General features: G+C 73.5%; 11 protein-coding genes. 6 read left to right on the forward strand and 5 right to left on the reverse strand.

Annotated elements, in window-relative coordinates:
• Positions 1-79 precede the first annotated feature (79 nt).
• Entirely contained in the window at positions 80-295 is a 216-nt protein-coding gene (locus tag AC0CYZ_RS17515) for a hypothetical protein (protein ID WP_472217605.1), read from the reverse strand.
• A 104-nt stretch (positions 296-399) separates the two neighbouring features.
• Here AC0CYZ_RS17515 and AC0CYZ_RS17520 point away from each other — a divergent pair, with 104 nt between their 5' ends.
• Genes AC0CYZ_RS17520 through AC0CYZ_RS17535 form a run of 4 tightly spaced genes read left to right on the forward strand, consistent with a single transcriptional unit; the run spans position 400 to position 3,793 of the window.
• Positions 400-1,944: an amidase gene (locus AC0CYZ_RS17520; RefSeq protein WP_472217607.1), complete on the forward strand. Its 1,545-nt coding sequence runs from the start codon at positions 400-402 to the stop codon at positions 1,942-1,944.
• Between the two features lie 30 nt (positions 1,945-1,974).
• A complete protein-coding gene (nthB, locus tag AC0CYZ_RS17525) occupies positions 1,975-2,667 on the forward strand; it encodes a nitrile hydratase subunit beta (protein WP_472217609.1) in 693 nt (230 codons plus the stop codon).
• Positions 2,668-2,675: 8 nt separating this feature from the next.
• Positions 2,676-3,287 carry a nitrile hydratase subunit alpha gene (gene nthA, locus AC0CYZ_RS17530; RefSeq protein WP_472217611.1) on the forward strand — a complete coding sequence of 204 codons (612 nt, stop codon included), beginning with the start codon at positions 2,676-2,678 and terminating at the stop codon, positions 3,285-3,287.
• Positions 3,287-3,793 carry a nitrile hydratase accessory protein gene (locus tag AC0CYZ_RS17535; RefSeq protein ID WP_472217613.1) on the forward strand — a complete coding sequence of 169 codons (507 nt, stop codon included), beginning with the start codon at positions 3,287-3,289 and terminating at the stop codon, positions 3,791-3,793. Before nthA ends, AC0CYZ_RS17535 begins: the two co-directional genes overlap by 1 nt.
• Positions 3,794-3,846: 53 nt before the next feature.
• Here AC0CYZ_RS17535 and AC0CYZ_RS17540 read toward each other — a convergent pair whose 3' ends face one another.
• Complete coding sequence (locus tag AC0CYZ_RS17540) at positions 3,847-4,383, reverse strand: TetR/AcrR family transcriptional regulator (protein WP_472217615.1); 537 nt, start codon at positions 4,381-4,383, stop codon at positions 3,847-3,849.
• A 90-nt stretch (positions 4,384-4,473) separates the two neighbouring features.
• Here AC0CYZ_RS17540 and AC0CYZ_RS17545 point away from each other — a divergent pair, with 90 nt between their 5' ends.
• Positions 4,474-5,436 carry an SDR family NAD(P)-dependent oxidoreductase gene (locus AC0CYZ_RS17545; protein WP_472217617.1) on the forward strand — a complete coding sequence of 321 codons (963 nt, stop codon included), beginning with the start codon at positions 4,474-4,476 and terminating at the stop codon, positions 5,434-5,436.
• Positions 5,437-5,490: 54 nt separating this feature from the next.
• The gene (locus AC0CYZ_RS17550; protein WP_472217619.1) at positions 5,491-6,870 is read left to right on the forward strand and encodes a phenylacetate--CoA ligase family protein; all 1,380 of its coding nucleotides are present in this window, start codon (positions 5,491-5,493) and stop codon (positions 6,868-6,870) included.
• Between the two features lie 16 nt (positions 6,871-6,886).
• On the opposite strand, the gene AC0CYZ_RS17555 is transcribed toward AC0CYZ_RS17550, so the two are convergent.
• The 3 genes from AC0CYZ_RS17555 to AC0CYZ_RS17565 all read right to left on the reverse strand — a co-directional run bounded on the left by AC0CYZ_RS17555 (position 6,887) and on the right by AC0CYZ_RS17565 (position 10,219).
• Positions 6,887-7,723, reverse strand: a complete 837-nt coding sequence (locus AC0CYZ_RS17555) for a hypothetical protein (RefSeq protein ID WP_472217621.1) — start codon at positions 7,721-7,723, stop codon at positions 6,887-6,889.
• Complete coding sequence (locus AC0CYZ_RS17560) at positions 7,720-8,508, reverse strand: hypothetical protein (RefSeq protein WP_472217623.1); 789 nt, start codon at positions 8,506-8,508, stop codon at positions 7,720-7,722. Before AC0CYZ_RS17560 ends, AC0CYZ_RS17555 begins: the two co-directional genes overlap by 4 nt.
• Before the next feature lie 316 nt (positions 8,509-8,824).
• Entirely contained in the window at positions 8,825-10,219 is a 1,395-nt protein-coding gene (locus AC0CYZ_RS17565; RefSeq protein ID WP_472217625.1) for a glucose/sorbosone family PQQ-dependent dehydrogenase, read from the reverse strand.
• Positions 10,220-10,399: the final 180 nt, after the last annotated feature.

Below are 10,399 nucleotides of genomic sequence, written 5' to 3' on the forward strand. Positions count from 1 at the left end.
ACTAGGAAGGCCGACGCCCGTCCACCATGGGTCGGCGGTGCCGCGCGTGTTCCGTTTCGATGACGCGTCGGGCGGCGCGTCAGCGACGGCGGGGGGCGCGCTCCGCCGCGGCGGCGCGGTCGACCCCGCCGGGGTCGTGGAGCCAGCGCCCGCGCGGCTCGCGCCGCCGCCAGGTGGTCGCGATCCGCTCGGGCGCTGGCTCGACGACCACGTCGGGGTCGACCTCGACGACGCGGCGGAGCGCGCCCGCCGCCGTCGCTGACGCGCCGCCCGACGCGTCATCGAAACGGAACACGCGCGGCACCGCCGACCCATGGTGGACGGGCGTCGGCCTTCCTAGTGTGGTCCGGGGTCGCCGCCGGACCACCCCGCCGGCTCGAGAGCCCCTGGAGTCGCCCGATGCCGCTTCCCACTCCCGATCACGAGGCACTGACCGCAGTCGCCGCCGGCTACGGCCTGGGCCTGTCGTCCGACGACGTCGAGGAGTTCGCCCCGGTGGTCGCGGGCCTGCTCGGGTCCTGGGACGCCGTGGAGGAGCTCTACGACGCCGAGGCCCCCACGGCCCCGGAGCGTGCGTGGACCCGGCCCGAGGGCGACGACAACCCGTACCACGCCTGGTACGTGACGACCTCGATCACCGGGTCCTCCGACGGCCCGCTGGCCGGACGCACCGTCGCCGTCAAGGACAACACCGAGGTCGCCGGGGTCCCGATGACCAACGGCTCCGCGACCGTCGACGGCTTCGTGCCGTCCACCGACGCCACCATCGTGCGCCGCCTGCTCGACGCCGGCGCCACGATCGCGGGCAAGGCCGTCTGCGAGGACCTCTGCTTCGCCGGCGCGTCGATCACCGCCTCGACCGGCGACGTCGAGAACCCCTGGGACCCGACGCGCAGCGCCGGCGGCTCCTCGAGCGGCAGCGCGGCACTCGTCGCCGCGGGCGTCGTGGACATGGCCACCGGCGGCGACCAGGGCGGCTCGATCCGCATGCCGGCCTCGAACTGCGGGCTCGTCGGGCACAAGCCGACCTGGGGCCTCGTGCCCTACACCGGCGCGTTCCCGATCGAGTTCACGATCGACCACGTCGGGCCCATGACGCGCACCGTCACCGACGCCGCGCTGATGCTCTCGGTGATCGCCGGTCCCGACGGCGACGACCCCCGCCAGCCCTCCGACCTGCAGGCCGAGGACTACGTCGGGGCGCTGCGGTCCGGCGCGCAGGGGTTGCGCGTCGGGGTGCTGCGCGAGGGCTTCGGGCTCCCCGAGTCCGAGCCGGAGACCGACGAGGCCGTGCGCTCCGCGATCACCGCGCTGTCCGACGCCGGGATGACGGTGTCCGAGGTGTCGGTGCCCTGGCACCTCCACGGGCCGAAGATCTGGGACGTCATCGCCACCGAGGGCGCCACCTCCCAGATGATCGACACCTATGGCTACGGGCTGAACTGGAAGGGCCGCTACGACCCGGAGGTCATGGACCACTACGGCCGCCGGTGGACCGAGGACGGCTCCCGTTTTCCCGACACCGTCAAGCTCGTCCTGCTCGCCGGCAAGTACGGGCTGAACACGACCCACGGCCGCCACTACGCGATGGCGCGCAACCTCGCTCCGAAGCTGGCCGCGGCGTACGACGCCGCCCTCGCGGACGTCGACCTGCTGGTCCTGCCCACGGTGCCGATGCGGGCCACGGTGCGCCCCGGCCGGGACGCCCGGCCGCCGGAGCTCCTCGCGCGGGCGCTCGAGATGCTGGCCAACACCAGCCCCTTCGACGTCACCGGGCACCCCGCGTGCTCGGTGCCGGCGCCCCTGGCCGACGGGCTGCCCGTCGGGATGATGCTCGTCGGCCGCCAGTTCGAGGACGCGACCGTGCTGCGGGCCGCGCACGCCTACGAGCAGGCCGTCGGCGGCTTCCCGACCCCCACGGCCGCGCTCAGCGCCCAGGCCTGACCCCGCCCATCCGTTCCTCCTGGAGGTTCCGTGAACGGTATCCACGATCTCGGCGGACGCGACGGGCTCGGCGCGATCAACCCCACGGAGTCCGAGCCGGTGTGGAAGGCGGAGTGGGAGAAGCACGCCCACACGTTCTTCCCCCTGGCCTTCCGGGCCGGGTTCTTCGGCGTCGACTCCTTCCGCTACGGCATGGAACAGATGGACCCGGTCGAGTACCTGTCCTCGCCCTACTACGAGCACTGGCTCCACTCGGTCACCCACCACGGGGTCCGCACGGGCGTGCTCGACCCCGCCGAGGTGGAGCGGCGCACGCAGTACTTCCTCGAGAACCCCGACGCCCCGCTGCCCGAGGACAAGGACCCGGACGGTGAGCTGGTCGCGTTCATCAACGCCGCGATCCCGGCCGGTGTCCCGGCAGGTCGCGACACCGGCAAGGTCGCGGAGTTCGCCGTCGGGGACCGCGTCACCGTCGTCGCCGACGCCCCCCACGGCCACACCCGCAAGGCCGGCTACGTCCGAGGGAAGACGGGCGTCATCGAGCTGGCCCACGGCGAGATGATCTTTCCCGACTCGGCGGGCAACGGCCTGGGCGAGGCGCCGGAGCACGTCTACACCGTCCGGTTCACGAACGAGGAGCTCTGGGGCGCCGAGGCGGCCGAGCCGAACGGCTCGGTGACCTTCGACGTCTGGGAGCCCTACATCGTCCCCGCGAGCGAGTGAGGAATGCCATGAGCTCCACCGAGAGCAGGCCCGACACCGACCGCCAGGCGCAGATCGCCGCGCGCGTCAAGGCCGTCGAGTCGATCATGATCGAGAAGGGCCTCATGACGTCGGCCGCGGTCGACCGGATCGCCGAGATCTACGAGAACGAGGTCGGACCACAGCTCGGCGCCCGGGTCGTCGCCAAGGCCTGGACCGACCCCGACTTCAAGACCCGCCTCCTGGAGGACGCCAGCGCCGCCTGTGCCGAGCTCGGCATCGGCGGCCTGCAGGGCGAGGACATGGTCGCCGTCGAGGACACCGACGACGTCCACCACGTCATCGTGTGCACCCTGTGCTCCTGCTACCCGTGGCCGGTCCTCGGGCTGCCCCCGAACTGGTACAAGGAGCCCGCCTACCGAGCCAGCCTGGTCAGGGCGCCCCGGCGGGTGCTGCGCGAGGAGTTCGGGTTCGACGTCCCGGAGTCGGTGGAGATCCGGGTGTGGGACTCCAGCTCCGAGCTGCGCTACTGGGTGCTCCCGCAGCGCCCCGCCGGGACCGACGGCTGGTCCGCGGAGCAACTCGAGGCGCTCGTCACCCGTGACTCGATGGTCGGCGTCGGCCGGCCGAAGAGCCCGTGATGGGCGACGATCACGGGCACGGCCACGGTCACCTGCCCTTCGCCGACGGCGAGGTCTACGAGGACATCGACGCCACCGTCGTCGGCGAAGGACGCACCGGCTACCGCCAGGACACCACCGAGCTCGGCGACGCCCGGCGGCGGGTCGAGAAGCTGGTGTGCGACCTGCCCGGAGCCGATCGCCCGTTCCACGAGCAGTGGGAGCTCCGGGCCTTCGCCCTCGCGGTGGCTGCCCATCACCAGGGCCACTACGAGTGGAGCGAGTTCCAGCTCTCGTTGATCGACGCGATCCGACGGTGGGAGGAGGGCACGGGCGGCGAGCCGTGGAGCTACTACGAGCACTGGCTCACCGCGCTGGAGACGGTCCTCGCCTCCAGCGGAGCGCTGTCGGACTCTCCCGCCCTCGACGACCGGACCCGCGAGGTGCTGGCCACCCCGCGCAACGCGAACCACCACCGGCCGCGGCGGGAGCCCGTGGCGGTCTCCCCGGCCACGCGTCCGGGCTGACGCCCCCGTGCGTGCGTTTCCGTCCCCGGGAACGGGACGCGCGCACCGGGCCCTCACCCCGGTGTCGCGAGCCCGTCGACGACGAAGCGCGCGAGTCGCTGCGCGCGCCCGGGCCACGCCGGCCCGTCCGGCAGCGTCCACAGTCCGGCGAGCAGGGCGAGGACGTCCTGCGCGTCGTGGTCGGCGCGCAGGCTCCCGTCGCGCGACCCCGCGGCCAGGATCCGATCCAGCGCGTCGACGATCACCTCGCGCGCCGGGGGGCTCGACCCCTCCGGCAGGGCGTGCACCAGGTCCCCCAGCGCCCGCTTGGTCCGGGCGTACTCGACGAACCGGTCGAGCCAGCGGACGAGCGCGTCGGCCGCGGTCCCCTCGGACAGGTCGACCTCGCCCAGCGCCGTGATCTCGGCGCCGTAGGTCCGGGCGACCAGCGCCTCACGGCTGGGGAAGTGCCGGTAGAGGGTCGCGATGCTGACGCCGGCGTCGCGGGCGATCGCCTCGAGGGCGACGTCGGGACCGTGCTCGGTGAAGAGCCGCGCGGCGCTCTCGAGGAGGGCGGTGCGGTTCGCGCGGGCGTCGGCACGCAGGGGCACGACGACAAGCGTAGGCGCCCTACGTTTGAGTGGTACGGTCGAGGAGCAAGCGTAGGGAGCCTACGGTTAATTCTCGTCCGGGAGACCCCGATGACCGTCACCGTGTCCACACCGATCACCACCCCCTTCGGCGAGTTCTCCACCGCCGACGAGGTCGCCGAGGGCCTCGACCTCACCGGTCGTCGCGCCGTCGTCACCGGCGCCTCGTCGGGCATCGGCGTCGAGACCGCCCGCTCGCTCGCCGGCCACGGCGCCGAGGTGACGCTGGCCGTGCGCGACACCGCCGCCGGCGAGCGGGTCGCCGCGGACATCCGCGCCGGCGCCCGCGAGGCCCGCGTCGTCGTCCGGCCCCTGGATCTCGGCGACCGAGCGTCGGTCGCGGCGTTCGTCGAGGGCTGGGAGGGGCCGCTGGACCTGCTGGTGAACAACGCCGGCGTGATGGCCCTGCCCGAGCTGGTCCTGACCGCCGAGGGTCTCGAGACCCAGTTCGCGACGAACCACCTCGGCCACTTCGCGCTGGCCACGGGACTGCACCGCGCGCTGGCCGCCGCCGACGGCGCGCGGGTGGTGTCGCTGTCCTCGGCCGCGCACCTGCGCTGCCCGGTGCTGTTCGACGACCTGGCCTTCTCGTTCGTGCCCTACGACCCGTTCCTCGCCTACGGCCAGTCGAAGACGGCCAACGCGCTCTTCGCGGTCGAGGCGACACGGCGCTGGGCCGACGACGGGATCGCCGTCAACGCCGTGATGCCCGGCGGCATCGCGACGGGCCTGCAGCGGTACGTGGACACCGAGGCCCTGGCGCGGGCACGCCGCGAGGCCGGGGCCCCCGACGCCATGAAGACCCCGTCGCAGGGGGCGGCGACGTCGGTGCTGGTCGGGGTGTCCCCGCTGCTCGAGGGGGTCGGGGGCCGCTACTTCGAGGACTGCCGCGAGGCCACGGTGATCAGCGGGCGCTCGCAGTCCGACGGCCGGCACGGCGTCGCCCCGTTCGCGCTGGACCCCGACAACGCCGCGCGGCTGTGGACCGTGTCGGAGCGCCTGCTCGGTCGCTGATGCCCGATCGGCGAGGGGCTGTCCCGGACGGGCGGGCGGCGGGAGACTGCCGGGATGGTCGAGGAGGACCGGCGGGTCTACGAGGCGCTGCGGGCCGGTCACGTGGCCGAGGTGCGCGCGGCGCTGATGGACCACGTCGCCCGGCTCGACTGGCCGAGCGAGCGGATCGACCGCTACCGGACCGAACGGCTGCGGGCGCTGCTCGTCCTCGCCCGGGCCCGGTCCCCCTTCCACGCCGAGCGGATGCGCGGCCTGGACCCGGCCACGGCCACCGTCGACGACCTCGCGCGGCTGCCCCCGATGACCAAGCAGGACTCCCAGGAGCACTGGGACGCGATCATCACCACGCCGGGCCTGGACCGCGCCGGGGCGGAGCGGGTCCTCGCGGAGGAGCGCTGGTTCTCCTACACGCCCGGCGGGCTGCAGGTCTTCAGCTCGGGCGGGTCGAGCGGCGTCCGCGGGGTCTACGTGTGGGACCGGGCCCAGTTCGTCACCCTGGCCTGCCTCGCGTGGCGGTGGCAGGTCCGCGCCGAGCGGGCGGCCGGGACGGAGACGCACCCGGCGCTGCTCGCCGTCCTCGAGTCCGGTGAGCCCCCGCACGCCAGCACCCCCCTGTTCGACGTCGCCACCGGACCGGGGATGCACACCGTCGTGATCCCGGCCGCGGCGCCGTTCGAGCAGGTGCGTGCAGCCGTCGCCGACGCCCGACCCACCCACCTCGTCGGCTATGCGTCCGTGGTGGGCCGGCTGGCGCGCGCCTCGACCGCGGGCGAGCTCGACGTGCGCCCGGTGCGGGTGAGCACGAACTCCGAGCCGCTCAGCGAGGAGGACCACGACGCGATCGAGGCCGCCTGGGGCGCCCCGGTGCACAACCTGTGGGGCTCGACGGAGATCGGGGTGCAGGCCGTCGGCTGCGGCTACGGCGAGGGCCTGCACATCTGCGCGGACGAGGTGGTCCTCGAGCGGGTCGACGCCGACGGGCACCCGGTCGGGCCCACCGAGCCCGCGGCCCGCACGCTCGCGACCGGACTGGCGGGGCAGGCGTTCCCGTTCATCCGCTACGACCTCGGGGACGAGGTGACGCTGCTCCCCGACATCTGCCCGTGCGGCAGCGCCATGCCGCGCGTCGCGGCCATCGCCGGTCGGCGCGACGACGACTTCCGCTACGGCACCCTGACCGTCCCGGCCAGCGCCTTCCGGCACGTGCTCGGCACCGACCCGCGGATCGTCGAGTACCAGGTCCACCAGACCCCGGGCGGCGCGGACGTCCTCGTCGTCGGCTCGCCCGACACGGCGAGGGTGGCCGCCGCCCTCGTGGCGTCGCTGCGGCCGTACGGGCTGGCCGACGCCGAGATCGCGGTGCGGACCGTCGACCGGATCCCACGGCACGCCACGACCGGCAAGCTCACGCGCTTCGTGGCCCTGGGGCGGTAGCGGACGTCGGGGTGCCTCACCAGGTCAGCCACGGCCTGCTCGCGGTCGCTGCCTGGACCCGACGGATGTAGTCCTGGGCGACCGGCGTGTACCAACCGCCGGTGAACCACCGGCCGACGCAGCCCCAGAGGTCCCCGGCGTGGTACGCCGGACCGAGCCACGGCTCCCACCCCTCGTAACAACCACGGACCACGGCGGCGTACGTGTCGACCGAGTAGGCCGTCGACTTCTCCGTCCAGGGCCAGCCCCCGAAGCCGCCGGCGGCGGGATCGTTGATCGTGCACCACTTGACCTGCATGACCCCGAAGGCGGCGGGACCCTGCGGTCCGTAGGGCGACGGCGGAGGGGAGCCGCCGCAGTCGCCGAAGTCGCCGAAGCCCTCGTGGTCGATCGGCTTGCCGATCGGATCCGTGTGGGCCTGGTACCACACGGACTCCACCGCCGCCTCGCCCCGGATCACGTCGTCGGGCAGCCCCCACTTCGCCGCGGCCCACTGGAAGATCTCGTCGGTGGTTCCCGTGAAGTTGCCGGTGATGCGGGAGAACACGGTGTCCCCGTTGATCATCCCGCCGTAGCCGGGGGGTCGGAAGTCCGGGGGTGGCACCGTGTGGTTGGCGGCGGTGTTGCCCGGGCGTGGTTCCCACGTCGAGTGGTGCACGAGCGCCGCGGCCTGCTCGTCGTCGAGCATCGCGAACGAGCCCGGCGGCTTCAGCGGGAACCACCCGCCCGCGACCGGCCTGGTGGCCGGGTCCGACGATGGTGGGGCCGGCGGCGACGAGCAGGCGGCGACGAGCACCAGGACGATCGCGGTCGCTACGGCGGCCGGCAGCACCCGCCGGCGACCGGACGTCACCAGGTCAGCCAGGGCTTGGTCGCGATCGCGTCCTGCACCCGGTTGGAGTAGTTCTTGCCGTCGAGAGTGCCCCAGGCGTTGGCGTACCACCGGCCCACGCAGCCCCACAGGTCACCGGGGTGGTAGGTCGGCCCCCACTGCGGCTCCCACCCCTCGTAGCAGGCACGCACGATCGCCCCGGTGGTGTCCGCGGCGTACGCGGTCGAGTTCTCCGTCCACGGCCAGCCGCCGGAACCGGGCTGGTTCGGATCGTTGAACGCGCACCACGACACGCCGGTGATCCCGAACTTCGACGGTCCGTCCGGTCCGTAGGGCGAATCCGGCGGCGCCCCACCGCACTGGCCGAACCCGCCGTAGCCCTGCCCCTGCGTGGGCTTGCCGTCGGGATCCTTGTGGGCCTGGTACCACTGCGAGTCGACGTAGGCCATGCCGCGCAGCACGTCGTCGGGCAGTCCCCACTTGACCGCCGCCCATTGGAGGGTCTCGTCGGTGGTGCCGGTGAAGGCCCCGCTGATGCGGTCGAACACGGCCGGGCCGTTGACCATGCCGGAGTAACCCGCCGGTCGGAAGTCCGGCGGTGGCATCACGTGGTTGGGGCCGGCGTTGTCCGGCCGGGGCTCCCAGGTCGACCGGTGCACCATGCCGCCCGCGGCCACGTCGCTCGGGAGGTTCGGGACCGCACCGAGGGGCTGGAGCTGGAAGTAGCCGCCGTTCGGTGGCTTGGCCGCGGGGTTCGGAGGTGTCCCACCGCCGGACGAGGGCGACCCGCAGGCCGCCAGGAGCATCAGGACGGTCGCCGCGACGGCGATCGGCCACCGACGAGCCGGGACGGAACCGGGTGGAAGCAACGCTCGGCCCTCCCCCCTTCGATCTGGGCCGGCCGGTCCCCTCGACCCGGAGCCCGGCCTGTGGGTCACATCGATGCGGCCCGACGGCTGGGTCGCGGGCGGGTGCGGGACACGGCAGACGATGCTGGCCCCCGAGGAGTCGGCAGGGGTAGGACCGTTGGTCCCGACCTTCCTGTGCGTCGGCCGCTGACCGCCGAACGCACGGCACGAGGCTCCCGTCCCACCCCGCCGAGGGACCCCTGTCGTCGCCGGATCACCCGCCGCCGGGGGTGAGGCCGGTGAGCGGGAACTCGAGCACGGAGCCGGGATCGGCGAGGGTGCCGGTGTGGGAGCCGGACTGGGGGCCGGCGAGTCCGTCGCTGTCGGTGGCCACGTAGATCCGGGTGTGATCGGGGCTCAGGGCGACGTCGCGGTAGCGGTTCCGGGTGCGGAACAACTGGACGGAGTCGCCCTGGACCCAGGCGCCGTCGCCGGTGAGCTTGAAGACGAACACCGAGCCGGTCTTCAGCGCGGGGACGAGCAGCGCGTCGGCCACGGCGGGGTCGGGGGCGTTCTCGGCGGGCACGTAGTCGAGGCCGGCCGGGGCGATCGACGGCCAGCAGAGGTCGAACTGGTCGCCGCACCGAGGATCCCGGAAGTCGTGTCCGGTGGGCACGGTGTACATCGTCTTGAGCGGTTCGACGTAGTCGGGGTCGTTCCACGCGGTCTCGGCGGGGCCTCGCGGGACGCTCGGCGGAACCTCGTAGTCGTCGTACTGGAGCGCGGCACAGTCGGGGGCGGCCGACCAGTCGGCGTACTGGTAGGCCTGGGCGTCGCGGAAGCCGGCCACGAACGGCCAGCCGTAGTTCCCCCCGGGGCGCAGGAGGTTGATCTCGTCGTCGCTCTTGGGGCCGTGCTCGTCCGAGAAGAGTCGCCCCCCGGGACCGAAGACCAGGCCCTGGGGATTGCGGTGGCCATAGGTGTAGACGTGGCTGCGCACGCCACGGAGAACGGGGTTGTCGGGCGGGACGGAGCCGTCGAGATCGATGCGGAGGACCTTGCCCGCGTACGTGGCCCAGTCCCGATCGACGACCTGCTGCGCGGTCGGCAGATCCTGGGACCGGATGGGCTGGCAATCCCGGTCGAACTGGTTGTTGCCCAGGTCGCCGATCGAGTAGTACAGCTTCTGGTCCGGACCGACGAGCAGTCGACCGGCGTCGTGGTCGCGACTGGCGGGGAGCCCGGTGAGGATGTCGGTGGGCGCCGAGAGGGTGCCTGCGGGATCCCGGTGGTAGCGCACGATCTTCCCGCGCAGGTCCTCGCCCGGAGGCGGTACAGCGTTGTAGGAGTAGGCGACGAAAGCCGCGTCGCCGGCGAAGGCGAGGCCCAGCAGCCCGTCCTGCGCGCCGCTGGCGGCGACCTCGTCGATGGTGAGCGCCACCGTCCGTGTGCCGTCGACGGGATTGATCCGGTCGACGCGCTTGCCGACCTTCTCGGTGACCCACAACCAGCCGTCCGGCCCCCAGGTCAGCTCCCACGGGGCCGCCAGGCCGGTGGCGAGGACCCGCCCGCCGGCCCCGGAACCCGGCGCCGCGGGCGGGCGACCAGTGGGGGCGGGGGCCGGAGGGCCGCACGCCACCAGGTTCGTCGTGATGAGGAGCGCGAGCAACGGAACGATGTGTCGCGCCGCGGTGCGCCGTCTCCCTCGGGGACATCGCGCACGGACGCGGGTGACTCCCGGGCCGGACCGGGATCGGTCGCCTCTGCGGTGCCACATCGAACCGTCTCCCTCACGGTTCCCGATGAACTGGGCGGTCGGGGAGCTGACCGGGATCCGGGGAGGGTACAG

It is taken from the genome of Actinomycetospora sp. (genome assembly GCF_055612215.1).